General features: G+C 55.7%; 14 protein-coding genes. 10 read left to right on the forward strand and 4 right to left on the reverse strand.

Translation table 11 applies throughout. The features are described 5' to 3' along the window. The first annotated feature begins 1 nt into the window (after position 1). Both G7Y44_RS00765 and trpS read left to right on the forward strand, forming a co-directional pair. Positions 2-1,579: a phospholipase D-like domain-containing protein gene (locus G7Y44_RS00765; protein ID WP_165246745.1), complete on the forward strand. Its 1,578-nt coding sequence runs from the start codon at positions 2-4 to the stop codon at positions 1,577-1,579. A gap of 123 nt (positions 1,580-1,702) precedes the next feature. Beyond that, positions 1,703-2,758, forward strand: coding sequence for a tryptophan--tRNA ligase (trpS, locus tag G7Y44_RS00770; RefSeq protein WP_165246747.1), 1,056 nt, complete (start codon positions 1,703-1,705; stop codon positions 2,756-2,758). A 126-nt stretch (positions 2,759-2,884) separates the two neighbouring features. Here trpS and G7Y44_RS00775 read toward each other — a convergent pair whose 3' ends face one another. From G7Y44_RS00775 to G7Y44_RS00790, 4 genes are all read right to left on the reverse strand, one after another. Further along, a complete protein-coding gene (locus G7Y44_RS00775) occupies positions 2,885-3,481 on the reverse strand; it encodes an Asp23/Gls24 family envelope stress response protein (RefSeq protein ID WP_165246749.1) in 597 nt (198 codons plus the stop codon). 86 nt (positions 3,482-3,567) lie between these two features. After that, positions 3,568-4,026, reverse strand: coding sequence for a DUF2273 domain-containing protein (locus G7Y44_RS00780; protein WP_165246751.1), 459 nt, complete (start codon positions 4,024-4,026; stop codon positions 3,568-3,570). A gap of 49 nt (positions 4,027-4,075) precedes the next feature. Beyond that, complete coding sequence (gene amaP / locus G7Y44_RS00785) at positions 4,076-4,687, reverse strand: alkaline shock response membrane anchor protein AmaP (protein ID WP_165246753.1); 612 nt, start codon at positions 4,685-4,687, stop codon at positions 4,076-4,078. A gap of 413 nt (positions 4,688-5,100) precedes the next feature. After that, positions 5,101-6,204, reverse strand: a complete 1,104-nt coding sequence (locus G7Y44_RS00790; RefSeq protein WP_165246755.1) for a glycosyltransferase family 4 protein — start codon at positions 6,202-6,204, stop codon at positions 5,101-5,103. A 150-nt stretch (positions 6,205-6,354) separates the two neighbouring features. Between G7Y44_RS00790 and G7Y44_RS00795 the strand changes: the two genes are divergently transcribed. The 8 genes from G7Y44_RS00795 (at position 6,355) to G7Y44_RS00830 (ending at position 15,388) form a co-directional block, all read left to right on the forward strand. Next, on the forward strand, positions 6,355-7,332 hold the full coding sequence (locus tag G7Y44_RS00795) for a glycosyltransferase family 2 protein (protein ID WP_165246757.1): 978 nt from the start codon (positions 6,355-6,357) through the stop codon (positions 7,330-7,332). A 128-nt stretch (positions 7,333-7,460) separates the two neighbouring features. Then, positions 7,461-8,804, forward strand: a complete 1,344-nt coding sequence (locus tag G7Y44_RS00800; protein ID WP_165246759.1) for an immunoglobulin-like domain-containing protein — start codon at positions 7,461-7,463, stop codon at positions 8,802-8,804. 194 nt (positions 8,805-8,998) lie between these two features. Next, on the forward strand, positions 8,999-10,342 hold the full coding sequence (locus G7Y44_RS00805; RefSeq protein WP_165246761.1) for an OFA family MFS transporter: 1,344 nt from the start codon (positions 8,999-9,001) through the stop codon (positions 10,340-10,342). 160 nt (positions 10,343-10,502) lie between these two features. Beyond that, entirely contained in the window at positions 10,503-11,312 is an 810-nt protein-coding gene (locus G7Y44_RS00810; protein ID WP_165246763.1) for a lantibiotic protection ABC transporter ATP-binding protein, read from the forward strand. A gap of 78 nt (positions 11,313-11,390) precedes the next feature. Then, a complete protein-coding gene (locus tag G7Y44_RS00815) occupies positions 11,391-12,152 on the forward strand; it encodes a hypothetical protein (RefSeq protein ID WP_165246765.1) in 762 nt (253 codons plus the stop codon). After that, positions 12,149-12,961: an ABC transporter permease gene (locus G7Y44_RS00820; RefSeq protein ID WP_165246767.1), complete on the forward strand. Its 813-nt coding sequence runs from the start codon at positions 12,149-12,151 to the stop codon at positions 12,959-12,961. The genes G7Y44_RS00815 and G7Y44_RS00820 overlap by 4 nt, the downstream gene beginning before the upstream one ends. Positions 12,962-13,145: 184 nt before the next feature. After that, on the forward strand, positions 13,146-13,808 hold the full coding sequence (locus G7Y44_RS00825; protein ID WP_165246769.1) for a response regulator transcription factor: 663 nt from the start codon (positions 13,146-13,148) through the stop codon (positions 13,806-13,808). Next, the gene (locus G7Y44_RS00830; RefSeq protein ID WP_165246771.1) at positions 13,796-15,388 is read left to right on the forward strand and encodes a HAMP domain-containing sensor histidine kinase; all 1,593 of its coding nucleotides are present in this window, start codon (positions 13,796-13,798) and stop codon (positions 15,386-15,388) included. Before G7Y44_RS00825 ends, G7Y44_RS00830 begins: the two co-directional genes overlap by 13 nt. Positions 15,389-15,396: the final 8 nt, after the last annotated feature.

Genomic DNA, 15,396 nt, shown 5'->3' on the forward strand with positions numbered 1-15,396 from the left:
CATGGAGAAGCTGATCGGGCGGATTCTTGCCATTATCCCGGCAGCCATCGTACAGGTCGGCGTGATCGTACTTATCACGCGTTGGTTGGCTCCTTGGTCGGCATCGGTCAACGTGGTGCTGTCTATTCTGGCGATAGTGTTCGCGCTCTACATCATTACCAAACACGACGAGAGTACGTATAAGATCCTCTGGCTGCTGATCATCCTGCCGTTTCCGGTATTCGGGGCGCTGCTGTACCTGTTGTTCGGAAACCGACGTACGGTCAAACCGTTAAGCAATAGAATCGAGCGCAGCAGAAAGGGTATGCCACCCGTGTCGGCTTTCGGCGGCGAACCAACACCTGCATGCCGCGAGATCGCGCGCGTTGATGAGCGGCTTGCGCAGACGTTTCGTTATGTGGAGCGCTTCAGCGGGTATCCGACGCTTAAAAACGTTCGCACGACATATTACCCGATTGGCGAGCAGCTCTACGATGCTATGCTCGAGGCTGTGCGTGGGGCTAAGCAGTATGTGTTCGCGGAGTATTTCATTTTGAAGCCGGGGGTGATGCTCGACACGTTGGTTGCTCTTCTTGAGCAGAAGGCGGCGGCGGGTGTTGACGTGCGTATCATGTACGATGACTGGGGCTGTTTCAGCTCGTTTTCCCAGGCGAACGCTGATATGCTGCATGATCGCGGCATCAAGTGTATCCGGTTCAACCCGCTGTGGTACTTAAGTGGCACCATCAACTATCGCGATCATCGAAAGATACTCGTGGTGGATGGCGTGGTGGCGTTTAGTGGCGGAGTGAATCTTGCTGACGAGTACATCAACCGCTGCGAGCGCTTTGGGCATTGGAAAGATGGCGGCTTTATGGTGGAAGGCGCACCTGCTCGCGTCTACACGCGCATGTTTGCGGAGTTCTGGAATGCGTTTTCCGACGAGCCGGTTTCGCGCGCTCTCCTACAGCCGCTAGCTGACGAGATGCCAGATGACGAGATGCCGGAGACGGGCATGTCGATGGAGAAGGCGGCGGCACTGACATCGATGTATGACGGGTATGTGCTGTCATACTACGATTCGCCGGTACATCGTATTGCCATTACGAACGATTTATATCGCGAGCTGGTAGGGCAGGCAAAGCACACCGCATGGTTCTTCACACCCTACCTGCTGCCGAGCGAAAGCTTGCTCGATTCGTGCATGCGGGCTGCGCAGCGTGGAGTTGACGTGCGCATTATCTTGCCGGGCATTCCCGACAAACGAATTGTCTATCGTATGTCGCGCAGCTACTACCAACCACTTCTTCAAGCGGGGGTGCGCATTTTCGAATATGTGCCAGGTTTCGTGCATGCGAAGGGCTGTGTAATAGATGGAAAGGTGGGAGCTATTGGTACGGTGAACCTCGATTACCGCAGTCTGTTTTTGAACTTCGAGAACAATGCGCTGCTGTACGGCGCATCTGCTCTGCGCGACTTCGAAGCTGACTTCGTGGCAACGCAGCGGCTGTGTCGCGAACGCACACTCGATGACATCGGATCGGGCCCTGCCACGTGGTTGGTTGACAGCGTGTTGCGTATCGTGTCGCCTTTGTGCTAACGGGAGGGCAAGCGGGAGCATCCTCTTCCGTCCCTTTCGCGGGCGGAGCACAGTGCTATACTTGTCCGACCGTGAAAACACGTGTTTCCCTGGGTGCAGGGCGAGACGATAGGGGTTTGACGCATGACCACGAGAAGCGACAGTTTTGAGGCGAGCCGCCGCCGCAGCGATGAGATTCAAGCCGATCTGGCGGTGCATCCGCAAAACTACACCATGCTCACAGGCGACCGTCCTACGGGGCGTTTGCACATGGGGCACTACTTCGGCACGATTCGCGAGCGCGTGGCCTTGCAGAATGCCGGCATTACCACCCGTATCGTTATTGCCGACTATCAGGTGATTACCGACCGTGACACGACGGCTAACATTCAGGACAACGTGCGCAACATGGTCATCGACTACCTGGCGTGCGGTATCGATCCGGAAAAGACCATCATCTTCACGCATTCGGCCGTGCCAGCCTTAAACCAGCTCATGTTGCCGTTTCTGTCACTCGTGTCTGAAGCCGAACTACTACGCAACCCCACGGTAAAGTCCGAACAGGAAGCCAGCGGGCACGCGCTTACGGGGCTGTTGCTCACCTATCCGGTGCATCAAGCGTGCGACATTCTGTTCTGTAAGGGAAATATTGTGCCGGTTGGGAAAGACCAGCTGCCACATATCGAGCAAACGCGCCTGATCGCGCGCCGCTTCAACGAACGCTATGGGCGTGTGTTTCCCGAGCCTGAAGGCATTTTGAATGATGCGCCCGAAATTCCCGGACTTGACGGTCGCAAGATGTCGAAGAGCTACGGCAACGCTATCAGTTTGTCGGCGACCGACGAGGAAACGGCAAAGGTAATCAAGAAGTCAAAGACCGATTCCGAGCGTCTGATTACGTTTGACAAGGAAAACCGGCCGGGCGTGTCGGCGTTGCTGACCACGGCAGCGCTGTGCACAGGGCGTACGGAAGTTGACATTGCCGCCGAAATTGCAGACGCCGGATCAGGAGCGCTGAAGAAATACGTCACTGAGTCGGTGAATGCGTATTTGGCACCCATTCGCGAGCGTCGGCGCGAACTGGAGTCACAGCCCGACTACATTGTTGACGTGTTGTGCGAGGGTAATCGTCGCGCGAATGAGATCGCCAACGCGACACTTGCTGAAGTGCGCGAAGCGATGAGTATGGTGTACTGCTAGGGAGATCGGTGGCGCAGCGGTGCAGAGGTGCAGCGGTGCGAGAAGCATTTCTGTGAGCACGGCGGATTGAGACTTGAAAGGCGCGGGCACCCATAATAGGGTGCCCGCATTGCGATTGGTGTGAAGCTAACTTTGCGCCAGGGTTACGTGCGTGCGTCGGTCGGTATCCTCGGTTGATCGAGTGTCTGCGTGTTCGGCTTCCCAGGCAGCACGGTCTGCCACGTCGACCACGTTTACGATAATCTCGGTAACAGTAAGGCCGGTCATATCCTTCACCTGTTCGGTAACCGAATCCTTGATACCCTCGAACACGTCGATAGCCGATTTGCCATATTCCAATATGATCGACAACTCAACCCTTGCGGTTCCATCTCCGACATCGGCTTGCACGCCCTTCTTGTCGTCGCTGCCACCAAGACCCTCCTGAATGCGGGAGAAAACGCTGCCTTTCATGTCGATAATACCGTCGACTTTACGGGCGGCGATGAGCGATATCTTCTCCACAACATCTTCGTTGATGGTGAGGATGTACTTCGGTTCGGGTGTATCAGGCATGTTGTAGCTGTGTTCGTTGTGGTCGTTGTGCTCGTCGTGGCCCGCGGCAACAGACCTCAGAGCATCAGAGACCTTACTTACCGGTGTGTCGGGCGACGTGATGTTCGGGGAGGAGTTGTCCTTCATGTTGTCGTTGTCGGTGCGAATGGGGTTCATGGTGTCATTCATGATGAGTCCTCTTTCTGATGGGTAGTTTGCGGAATTCGCCCGTTTAGGGCACACCTAAAACAAGGGGGGTATGCGTGGCTGCGCAGCTATTTCCCTATACGTGCGGTTAGGTTTGCGGCCATGCGCTGCATGCGCGCGTCGCCATCGCGATAGCGGCCAATGGCAACGCCGATGGCAGCGAAGGCGACCAGCAACGCTGTGGGCCAAAAGCCGATAATCAGCATCAGTATGGCTATGCCGAGACCAGTAAGTCCATAGGTGAGTGCACGGCCGTGCTTGTCGGCGTAGGCTTTTGCGAGAGAACCGATGCTGTGTAGAGTACCCTGCGGCGACTCGGCGTGGTTGTCATCTTGTTCAGCGCGGTGGCTATCTTGACCTTCTTGGGTAGTGTGGTTGTCTGTCAACGCGGCGTTACGTACGGAGCGCGGGGGAGGTGTGCGGCTCGCATTAGCGGCTGCTGCGCGCACGGCGGGACCCGATGGCCGCTTATAAGGAGCTTGGTATTTCGTGGGTGTTGGTATTGTTGTACTGGGTGTTTTCGACATGGGGTTTCCCTCCTTTCAAGGGTGGCTCTTCTGATGTGAGTTGGTTACGCTAGGCTTGAGCTGGGGCGCTTATAACAGTGCGCGTTGCAGGGGTGTTGGCGGCGGCAGTGGTGGCGGCGGCAGTGGTGGTGGTAGCCGCTTCGGCACCGCCGGTGAATGTGATATCCACGTGTTTCACGGGGCAGCCGGTAAAAAAGCTCACGTTTGCGGCTATTTCGTGCTGCAGGCGTGCACCGAGCACTGCCAGGTTTGCGTTGTTGCCGGCATTGACGTTTGTGTGAATCGATATGCGCGGGTCGTGTCCGCCGCGAATGCTCACGCGAGTGCGCTTACACGTTAGGCCGCGGAAGCGTTCGACGGTGTGCTTTGTGGAGGATCGGATAGCGTCCTTCGTAATGGATACGGTGCCGCCCTTGCGTTCGATAGCAATGCTTCCATCCTTACCCGGCGCGGCGATAGCAGCGATAATCATAGCGATGGCTCCTGCGGCGATAATACCGAGCATCACCAGAAGTGCGATGTTAAACCAATCCATACCCATCAGCCAAACGCTGAAGGGAAACAGTGGGCCCCATGCGAACCAAAGCGTTGCAAACAGGCCTAAGGTTGTTACGGTCGCAAGGGCGAACGCGACAAGTCCGATACGGGTGATCTTCCTCATGATTGCCACCTCTCTCTTCGGTGTATGCTGCGTGCCGAGCGGGATGCAAAGAGACACCTACGGATAGGGCACTTTCTGCGCGTCACGCAGCATGCGGTTTTCATGTCGTGGCTTACTTTACGCAGCGCCACACAGAAGAAAAAGGCCCTGTACCAATCTGAGACAACCTAGATGAACAGGCGTAACGAGTAAACGACACCGTTACCGCACCGTTGCAGCGCAGGAGATGTAGCGTTGCAACGGGGTAAACTTACCAGTATCGTTATTCGGGTATGGAAGTATGAGGCTTTGATCGTGAAACTTGCGAAGTAATGGATTCGTAGAAGAGCCAAGAAGATAGTCACTCAGAAGCTTCAGAGGACATTGTGGGTTCGGTTCTCGTCAATGGAGGCAAAGATGCCCGGCGGCCTTCGCTATTTCTTGATGCGGGGGTTGTAGTGGTGGGTAAGAACGGGGCCGAGAAGCTGTAGCTTTATAATGGCGAACCCAGTGATAACAGCAACGATGGTAATGGCAACAACGCGGGGAAACCCGTCAGATTCGGCAAGAACGATGCTGCATATTGCCAATGCGGCTGTCCAAGTCCACATGATGAAAACGGTTGCTCGTTGAGAAAAACCTGCTTTCATCAGGCGATGGTGGATATGTCCGGTGTCGGGGGCATCCACTGGTTGATGAGCCCGCTTTCTGCGAATGATCGCCATTGCCGTATCGGTAACCGGAACCCCTGCCGCTAGAATAGGAACAAGTAGTGAGATGAATAGTGTGGATCGAGCAACGGCGAATAGCGAAATCACACCAAGCGATAACCCGAGCAGTAGGGAACCCGAATCGCCCATGAAAATCGATGCGGGATGTAAGTTCGACTTAAGGAAGCCAATACACACGCCCACGACAATAATGCCCATAATGGCCGCCGAAAACCTGCCCGCAAGAATGGCGAAAATGAAGATAGTGCTGGCTGATATTGCGCTGATACCCGCAGCCAACCCATCAAGCCCATCAATGAGGTTGATAATGTTCGCAAACGCCACCAGGTAAAACACCGTTATAGGGTAGGAGAAAACTCCGAATTGGATAAAGGCATCTTCAACAAAGGGGTTTTGGATGTTGGACAGCAGTAACCCCGAACTGGCGACAATGCATGCGGCAACAATTTGACCTGCGAGTTTCACTCGAGCGGTAAGGTTGAAGATGTCATCGAGAGCACCTACGGCAAACATTGCTGTTATTCCTATACCCAGAAGGACGTAATTAACGTCTTCTCCCAGATACGATTGGAATGGGTTGATCCAGCCCCACGCATTGACGCCGATAATAAGCACGACGCAGCTTGCTGCGATGCCTCCAAAAATTGCAACGCCCCCCATACGGGGAATGGGTTCGGTGTTTACACGCCGCTGGTCAGGATAGTCGATGGCGTCGAAGCGTTTTGCGATCAACTTCGCAACAGGCGTGAGCGCTATGGTTACAATGACGGCGGTAAGCAACAGTGCGCCGCACTCGAGCCAGTTCATTGGCTTGTTACCAATCCTTCCGTCATTCGCTCAGCTGGAATTGCATAATCGTTGATATTATAGCGCTCGCTTTTTGGGCCGAGTGCTGGTTCATGTGCTAGGGTAAAATCAACATCATTCAAATACGCTGCACTATGAAGGGATTCTCCGGTGGAAAAAGTCGCCATCGTCGTCGTAACATACAAGCGCCAGCAGCTTCTCGAGCGGTTGCTAGAGTCGTTTTCTCAGATGACAACGGCTCCTTGGCGCATCATTGTTGTTGATAATGAGAATTCCCCCGAAACGGCAGAAGTTGTGAAGCGCTACCAGAAACGTTTGGAGCAAGGGGAAACAGCGTGCCGATGGGCTGATTCAGCCGATTCGGTTGTGTACGAGTCTCAAGTCGAGAACACAGGTGGTTCTGGCGGCTTCTATGCGGGCATGAAACGAGCGTACGAGTTGGGAGCCGATTGGTTTTGGCTCATGGACGACGATGTGGTTGTTTTGCCTGATGCGTTGGAAAAGCTGTCGAAGTGGATGCCAAACCATGGTGTGGTTCAGGGGAGTCGCCTTGATTACGACGGAGGTCCATTCTACTGGCAGTATCGCTTCCTTTCCGCTTTAGGTATTTACAATCCTATCGCGTCGGCGAAGTTTGATTCTGCAGGCTGCAAGCCAACAAACACGGCGTGCTTTGAGGGCGGTTTGTTCAGGCGCGACGTTGTTGAACAAGTGGGGTTGCCTGACAAGCGATTCTTCATCTATTGGGACGATTGTGTGTACGGGTACCTAGCAAGTAAGGTGACCGACTCCGTTGTGGTGTCTGATGTTATTCTGCAGCGCTCGCGTGAGGTTAAGAACTGGGAAGTGACAGGGGTTCGCCAGCTGAATTCTTCCTCGGATATGACGCGGTTCTACATTATGCGTAATCGCGGCTATATGGCGCGCTACCTTATGCTGTATGGTGATTACAACCCAGTCGGCTTCGCGTTGGGTACCATTTTGAGCTTTGCGAAGGAATTTATCCGTTTGCTTACGGTTGATCGTGCGTCGTTTGGTAGCGGAGCGAAACGCCTTGTGGCCGGATGGAAGGAATCGCGCAAGCTTATACACGATCCTAGTTGGGAGCCGATGCCGAATTTGAAATAGGTGCGCGATGTGAAGGCGTGGTTTTATTAAGGTGTCAAAGCCGTAAGATAAGGTGAAACGACCGGGGGTTTTGTTTCGCGCGACGCTGCGTGGGGCAAGCATTTTGAAGAAAGGCAGCGTGAAGAATCGTGAATGGTAATGCTCGGTATGACTATGATCCGTATGGTGCGGATCAAGATCAGGCACGCAGACGCGAACAGGCACGGCGCCGTCTTGAGACAAGGCAGCGGGGAGGTGGTGCACCAACATCAAATGAGCACGGCTTTTCGTACTATGACATGCCTTCGAACCGAATGCATGAGTCTGCATCGCAATATTCGCGGACTCGTGGGAGCTACACTGCGTCTTCTCGTCGGAGGCGGCTGCCGCTTGTTGCTGCGGCGATCGCGCTTGTTCTTGTTGTCGTAGGTGTGGGCGTTGCGGGAGCTGCGCTGCTGAAATCGGGTGATTCTACGACGGAAAGCCAGGAAAGCACGCATTCGCTTCTCGGGTTCTCAGACGCCAAGGCGCCTTCGGAGGCATCTTCTGAAGCACCGGTCGCCGACGGGGTAACAATGACGCTTGGAGGCAGTAAAGACACGTATGTGCTGGTAGGAGAGGATTATCTTGAAGCGGGGTGTCATGCGGTCGATACCGAAGAAGGCAACATAACATCAACGGTGCAGGTGTCGGGAGAGGTTGACACGTCAAAACCCGGCGACTATACGGTTACGTACGCGGCTACAACCTCAGATGGCGCGGTGGCTAAAGCCGAACGTACTGTTCACGTAGTTGAATCGTTTGATCAGACTGCAACTAGCTTGCCGGTGCTTATGTATCACTACGTGTACACCGAAAACGACCAACCCGAAGCACTCGATGGCAACTTCCTTCTCGATACCGCGCTCGATGGTCATCTTCGTTATCTTACGGATAATGGGTACTACTACCCGTCGTTTCAGGAAGTGAAGGCGTTTGTCGAGGGAACCCATACGCTTCCGGCAAAGAGCGTGGTGCTAACGTTTGACGACTGCGAGATAGGTTTTCTGAAATACGGCATTCCAGTGCTCGAACGTTATGGGGTTCCGGCAACGTCGTTTGTTATCTGCTCTGATGGCGATGCGTCGGAGAAAATACGAAACTATGCAAGTGAGTATGTGTCGTTCCAGTCGCATTCCTATGCTATGCATCAGGCGGGGTCAAACGTGGGGCGAGGCGGGCGCATTCATGCCATGACAAAAGACGAGATTGTTGAGGATTTACGCCTCGCGCAGGGAGTGTTAGGAACAACCGAGGCGTTCGCGTATCCGTTTGGTGACATGAATGAAAATGCCCAGGCCGCTATGGGGGAGGCAGGCGTACTCTGCGCATTCACCATTATCAACGATCGAGTGCGCCCAGGTGATGACCCAACAGCACTCAACCGCGTTCGCATTTCGGGCGAATACACGCAGGAAAGCTTCGAATACCTTGTTGCCCCAAATGCCGGGTAGGTCGGAGTGTGTAGCAGAACAGAGTACGCAAAACTAATCTTTCCATGCCAGCTGCGAAATCCTCATCTTATTGTTGAGAAATCGGCATCCATGGTGCGTTCTTGCGTGTGTTTCCGAAGGACTATACTGGCTAGGTGGTATGGGAGGGTGACCTGTATCGTGTTGCGAAGGCTTTTAAGGAAAGGGACGTCGCTATGGTTGGGTTCGCAACTTCTTGTTCAGAATCGCGTGGTGGCACCGAGCATGCTGCCGTACCTGAAACCCTCACGTCGTCTGCTGCTCATCGTACACCGCATCGATTGCTGTACTTCGCCGTTGCGTTCGTGCTGCTGTTGTTCTTCGGACTTATCTACGCGTGGTCACTATTTGTTGAGCCGCTTGAAGCCGAATTCGGCTGGCAGCGCTCCGAAACGTCGGTCATTTTCACGTTGTCTATCATCACTTTCTGTGTGGGTATGCTGGTAGCTGGCGTGCTCGAGCAGCGCTTCTCGCCGCGCGTGCTGTTGTTGGCAACCGCCGCATGTATCGGCATTGGTTTTGTCGCCTCGACGTTCGCGGAAACGTTGCCGCACATCTACCTTACTTACGGCGTGCTGGTGGGTACGGGCGTGGGGATTGGTGCCGACTGCGTCATGAGTGCCACGCTTAAATGGTTCCCTGATCGGCAGGGCGTTGCAAACGGAGCGATGCTTATGGGGTTCGGTATGGGCACCATGGTGTTAAGCCCGGCGGTTACCGCTATGCTCGGTGCGCTAGGTTGGCGCACGACGCTTGGGGTGCTTGGTGTGGCATTTGCTCTTATTGTTGCTGTTGGCGCACTCATTATGCGCCTTCCCGACGAAGAGTACGTGAAGCCGCTGATGGCGAAAGCACACGAGGCCGACATCGTGTCGGCGGTTGACATGAGCGGCACCCAGATGATGAAAACGCCGTCGTTTTGGGTGTTTATGCTGTGGCTGATGCTCGTCACCTGCGGCGGCTTGGCGCTCATTAGCCAAGCAGTGCCGGCTGCAATGGAGCTGCTTGGTTCTGCGTCGGGCGCTACCGGAGGCGAAACGGGCGACGCCGCATTGCTGATGGCCACTGCGGCCATGGGTAGCGTGTCGGCTTTCAACGGCTTGGGGCGCTTGCTGAACGGCTTTATTTGGGACAAGCTTGGCTACCGCGTGTCGCTGCTCTGGGTGTCTATTGCCTTTGCAGTTGGTATGCTCTGCTGTGCAATTGCTATGAGCGTTGGTAGCTTCCCGCTACTGGTAGTGGGGTTCGTGCTGCTGGGTCTCATGTACGGCGGCAATATGTGTACGATGTCAACTATGGTAAGCACGTTCTATGGCACGCGCTACTTTGGTATCAACTACGCCATCGCCACCTGCCAGATGATCCCCGCCGCTGTTATTGGCCCGCAGGTTCTGGCTGCGGCACAAATGGGTTCGGGCAGCTATCTGCAAGCGTTCTGGGTGTTTCTCGGTATCGCGCTTGCCGCATTGGTGGTGTCGTTCTTTATCCATCGTCCGAAAGAGAGCATGAACCGCGCGTAGCTGATTGTGCGCGTAGCTGATTGTCTTTGCATGCGCTACATCGCTGGGGCCATTTGAGCCATGAGCCCCAGAGAATCAAAAAACTGCCGCGTCCTTGAGAATTCCTTGAGAAACGCTTCCTAAGCTGTAGACATAAGGAAGCGAGAGAAGGGAATTCATCATGGGAAACGTGCTTGAGACGAGAAATCTCACGAAGCGTTTCGGACGTCGTGCCTGTCGCTTCAGTCGCAATAGCGAACACAACTCTGATGTTACCTACGCAGTTCAGGGTGTGAGCTTGCACGTGCCTGAAGGTGCGGTCTATGGCCTGCTCGGACCAAACGGCGCAGGAAAGTCAACCACGCTCAAAATGATCGCAGGCATGCTTCACCCCACGTCGGGCACCATCGTCTTCGACGGGCATCCGTGGCAGCGTGCCGATTTGTACCGTATTGGGGCGCTCATCGAAAACCCGCCGCTGTACCCCAACCTCACCGCGCGCGAGAACTTGCGGGTGCGCACCATGATGCTGGGCATTCCTGAAGCGCGGATCGACGACGTGTTACGTATGGTTGACTTAACCGATACGGGCTCGAAGCGCACTGCGCAATTCTCCATGGGTATGAAACAGCGTCTTGGCATCGCGCTTGCCCTGTTGGGGCAGCCAAAACTGCTCATTTTAGACGAGCCGACCAACGGCCTTGACCCAATGGGTGTCGAGGACATGCGGTACCTTATTCGTGCCCTTCCCGAGCGCGGCATCTCCGTTATCGTGTCGAGCCATATTCTGGCCGAGGTGTCACACGTTGCCGATAAGGTGGGCATCATAACCGAAGGGAAACTGGCGTTTGAGGGCTTACTTGCCCCAGGAACCGACCTGGAACACCTGTTCATGAGCGTGTGTCGCCGTGCTGCGTGCGAGCGCAGGCAGGGTGGGCACGGGAAAGCGGAACGCGAAGAAAACGAGGCGGCCAACGAAACCGTTGCGTGAGGCAAAAGCTGCGGAAACCGCAGAAACCGTGGAAACCGCAAAATGAACCGAGGAAAGAATCGAGGAAGGGAGTAGGCTATGGCAACGAAAGCGCTCGCAACATTTCGCGCGGAAACCCTCAAAGGCCACCGAGGCGCCGCGCGCAAAATAGCGGTTCTCACGCCGCTGCCGTTTTGCTTGTTGGGCATGATGGCAGGTGGCGCGTTCGGTGGAGGTGCTGTTGGTTCGTTTTCCACCTACGGATGGAACTGGTGGTACTCGCTCATGCTGCCGGTCGCATGCGCGCTCATAACGGCATCGATTGCGAGCATTGATGCACGTCAGAAGCTGAAACCCGTGCTGGGGTTGCCAGTGCAGCTTGCACGTGTGTGGTGCGCGAAAGTCGCATATGCGCTCGTACTTGTGGCGGGTGTAAACACAGTGGTGTATGTTGCTTCCGTTGCGACAACGCTTCTGGGTGCCAGTGCGCCATCATTACTTGAAGGGCTTGCGACTGTTGCTATTCTCACCATTGCATCGGCTTGGATGGTGCCGGTAGGGTTGGCGCTTACCATGCGGTTTGGCACGCTTGCGGGTATCGCTGTGCCCGCTCTCCTGCAAATTGGCGTAGGAATCAGCATGTGGACAGGAGAATTGTGGTTTTTGTTCCCACCGGCAACGTTACTTTGCGCGGTTGCTCCGTTTGTTGGTGTGGAGCCATCGGGTATACCGCTTGCCGCTGGCGATGCGCTGGGTGTGTTCGGTTGGCAAGCGGTAGCGGGCATCGCCGTGGCCGCGTTGTTCTTTGTCGTGCTGTCGGTTGCTGGTGCGAAGTGGTTCGAAGGAAGGGGGGCGGCATGATGGCATTTATTCGTGCTTTGCGATCAGAGGCTGTAAAGTTACGACGCTCGTCATTAGTGGCGCTTCATGTGGTGCTTGCAGTAATACTCGGCGGGTGTGCTGGGGCATACTTCGCGGTAAGCGCGTGGGATACCCTGCTTGGCACCGATGCGTTTTTCCAGCTGCTCGGCGCTGGTGCACCGTTGCTCGCAGGGTTGGCATGCGGGCTTTCGGCGGATGCCGAACACGAAGCGGGCAGGTTTGCAAACGTGCTGGGCGTACCCTGCCGGCGCGCGGCTCTTGCTGCGAAAGTGACTTCGCTTTTGATGCTGGGGTTCGGTGCGGCGCTTATCGCGATGACGCTGTTTCTCTGCATTGTTGCGGCTGCCGGTTGTGCGACGCCTTCGGTTGGCGCATGTGTGATGGCTGCGCTGGGTATTGTGGTAGGAAGTGCTGCTCTTTATGTTGTGTTGTTCTGGGTTGCGATGCGATTCGGGCGCAATGCCAGCATCGCCGTAGGTGCACTTGGTTTCATCGCAGCTACGGCACTCCTCGGAGGACTGGCGAACGGCCTGGTAACGGGCACGTTGAGCGGCCAGTTTGCGGTGGGTATCGCGGCGCTTATTCCCTTTGCATGGCCTTCGCGCCTTTCGTCGCTTGCCATTGAGCTTTCCATAGCGCCTTCACTTGCGGGTGATGCGGCACTTGGCGCGTTGTGGGCGGCGCTGAACGTTGTCGGCGTGGCTTGCGCCGTGGGTACTGTATTTGTTTTCGCATGCTATTTCTGTGGTGCGAACCGCTTCGAAGGACGACGTGGCGGTGGGGAATGAAGTGAGGGCTGCAGGCGCCGAGTGGTTTGACACAGATGAGCCTACAGCTGAGAAGGGCCATACTGTCTTGGCGGCAAGTATACTAACAAGCATACAGGGAAGCGTCGGGGTGGCTTATCGGGCAGAAATGGCCTGCCCCCAGAAAGCGTGATTGGACGAAAGAACCGGCAAGGAGGTGTGATGCGTGGCGAACGTACTGGTGATTGACGACGAGCCCGCTATCGTTGACGTGCTTGATTGCGTGCTCAAATGCGACGGGCATACGGTGCGTGGCGTTACCGACCCGACGTCGGTGGAAACGCTTGACCTCGCGCGCTTCGATCTGGTGCTCTGCGACGTGATGATGCCCGGCATGGATGGGTTTGAGCTGGTAAGCCGCATTCGCAGTCGAGTTGATTGTCCTATTCTTTTCCTCACTGCTAAAGTGGAGGAAGCCGATGCGGTGGTGGGTTATGGCCTTGGCGCCGACGACTATATCCGAAAACCCTGTGGTGCCGCCGAGTTGCGTGCGAAGGTGGCAGCTCATGTGCGCCGAGAGCATCGCCAACGTCACGCGTCGCTCGATTTCGGTCGCGTGCGGGTTGACCTTGCGGCTCGGGAAGTGTTGGTGGATGGAGCAGCCGTGCACCTCACTCCAACCGAATATGCCATCTGTGAGCATATGGCGCGTCACCGTGGTCAGGTGTTCTCCAAGGAGTTGCTGCTCGAGCAGGCGTGCGGATGGGACAGCGCGGCCGGTAGTGAAACCATCACCGCGCACGTGCGCAATATCCGTATGAAATTCAAGGAACGTGGCGTGAACCCGGTGGCAACGGTGTGGGGAGTGGGCTACAAATGGGAGCTGTAGCACACGGAGAAAGGCAAGCTGCTCATTCGATGCGGCACGGCATGCCATTGGCGCTTGTTATCGTGCGGTATTTCGCCTACGTGCTTGCGGCGGCGGTGGTGCTTCTGGTAGTTGCGTTTGGAGCGTTCGCCATCATGAATGGCAGTGGGCTCGTGTATACAGCGAATTACGCTGAGAATAACGTCGAAGCTACGGTGGCAGCGCTTGAGGCCGGTCAGCTTGATCCTGCGGAAACCCCTGCGTGTTATCGATGGGCGGTGTTCGACAAACAAGGCTCATTCGTGGCGTCTGACCTATCCGATGACGGCGTGCGTGAGCTTCGTTCGGCGCTCGAACGTGCGGGTGTGTTCGAGCGTGAAGCGACGACCATACGCCTTGACGGTAACGCGAGCCGCTGCACGTTTGCGACGTTACCCGATGGTTCTCTTTGTGTGTTGCAGTACGATTTTCTGCCCGATTTTGCATCTCGTTCACTGCGCGATGCGTTGCCAAACCCGCAGAACCTGATCATCGCTGCGTATTGCGCGCTGTTCGCGTTGTCAGTGGTACTTGTGGCCATGCGGGCATCGCGGGTGATCTCGCGCAAGATGCGCCCGCTCGTTCAGGTAGCTGAACGTATCGAGCATCAAGAGCTCGATTTCTCCGTGACACCTGCCTCTGTGCGCGAGGTGAACGACGTGCTGGTGGCTATGGATCGCATGCGCGCGGCACTGAGCGAGTCGCTGAAGGCTCAGTGGGCCGCCGACGAGGCACAACGCCGACAGGTGGCGGCACTTGCGCACGATGTGAAAACACCGCTTTCCATCGCTCGCTGGAACGCCGATCTGCTTGCCGAGAGCAATCTCGATGCCAGTCAGCGGGCATGTGTGGAAGGTGTGCGTTTGGGGGTGGAGCGCATGGAAAGCTATGTACGAACGATGCTGGAGGTGTCGCGCAGCACGGCAAACGTTTCATCACGAACAAGTTACCCTGTGCAGAGCGCTGTTGACGTTGGGGCGTTTGTGCAGGTTATCGAACGTGAAGCTCGTGTGTTGTGCGATACACGCGGGGTGGCGCTCGATTTTACCTGTTTGATCGACGGCGGGTTGAAGACGACAGCATATTCTTATCGTGGGGTACCTTCTGTAAGCAACGCAACGCGAAGTGACGGGGAAGGGGAAGATCTCGTGCGGGCTGTTATGAACTTAGTGGGAAACGCGGTTGAGCATGCGCCAACGCATACAACAGTTCATGTGAGCATAAGCGCTACTGAGCCCGCTATTGTCGCAGGTTCGCTTACCGAAAACGAACAAACTGATGTCGTTGATTCGGTTATTACGTCTGCCGTTGCCACAGGTTTGCTTACCATTGTTGTAGAGGACGAAGGCCCGGGCTTCTCGCGTGATGCACTCGCGCATGCTACCGAGCGTTTCTTCACCGAGTGGTCCGATCGCAACCACGCAAGTGGCCATTACGGTTTAGGGTTGTCCATTGCAAGCGACATCATACGTGCGCATGGTGGGAAACTCACACTCGAAAACGCTCCATTGGGAGGCGCGCGTTGTACCATGGAAGTTCCGGTATGTACGCGCTACGAATAAAGTGACGC

Source organism: Adlercreutzia sp. ZJ141 (assembly GCF_011038965.1).
Lineage (GTDB): Bacteria > Actinomycetota > Coriobacteriia > Coriobacteriales > Eggerthellaceae > ZJ141.

Excerpts from the sequence above, each read along its gene's own strand:
- G7Y44_RS00765 (WP_165246745.1), top strand. The coding sequence starts at position 2 with ATGGAGAAGCTGATCGGGCGGATTCTTGCCATTATCCCGGCAGCCATC.
- trpS (WP_165246747.1), top strand. The coding sequence starts at position 1,703 with ATGACCACGAGAAGCGACAGTTTTGAGGCGAGCCGCCGCCGCAGCGAT.
- G7Y44_RS00775 (WP_165246749.1), bottom strand. The coding sequence starts at position 3,481 with ATGAATGACACCATGAACCCCATTCGCACCGACAACGACAACATGAAG.
- G7Y44_RS00780 (WP_165246751.1), bottom strand. The coding sequence starts at position 4,026 with ATGTCGAAAACACCCAGTACAACAATACCAACACCCACGAAATACCAA.
- amaP (WP_165246753.1), bottom strand. The coding sequence starts at position 4,687 with ATGAGGAAGATCACCCGTATCGGACTTGTCGCGTTCGCCCTTGCGACC.
- G7Y44_RS00790 (WP_165246755.1), bottom strand. The coding sequence starts at position 6,204 with ATGAACTGGCTCGAGTGCGGCGCACTGTTGCTTACCGCCGTCATTGTA.
- G7Y44_RS00805 (WP_165246761.1), top strand. The coding sequence starts at position 8,999 with ATGGTTGGGTTCGCAACTTCTTGTTCAGAATCGCGTGGTGGCACCGAG.
- G7Y44_RS00810 (WP_165246763.1), top strand. The coding sequence starts at position 10,503 with ATGGGAAACGTGCTTGAGACGAGAAATCTCACGAAGCGTTTCGGACGT.
- G7Y44_RS00815 (WP_165246765.1), top strand. The coding sequence starts at position 11,391 with ATGGCAACGAAAGCGCTCGCAACATTTCGCGCGGAAACCCTCAAAGGC.
- G7Y44_RS00820 (WP_165246767.1), top strand. The coding sequence starts at position 12,149 with ATGATGGCATTTATTCGTGCTTTGCGATCAGAGGCTGTAAAGTTACGA.
- G7Y44_RS00830 (WP_165246771.1), top strand. The coding sequence starts at position 13,796 with ATGGGAGCTGTAGCACACGGAGAAAGGCAAGCTGCTCATTCGATGCGG.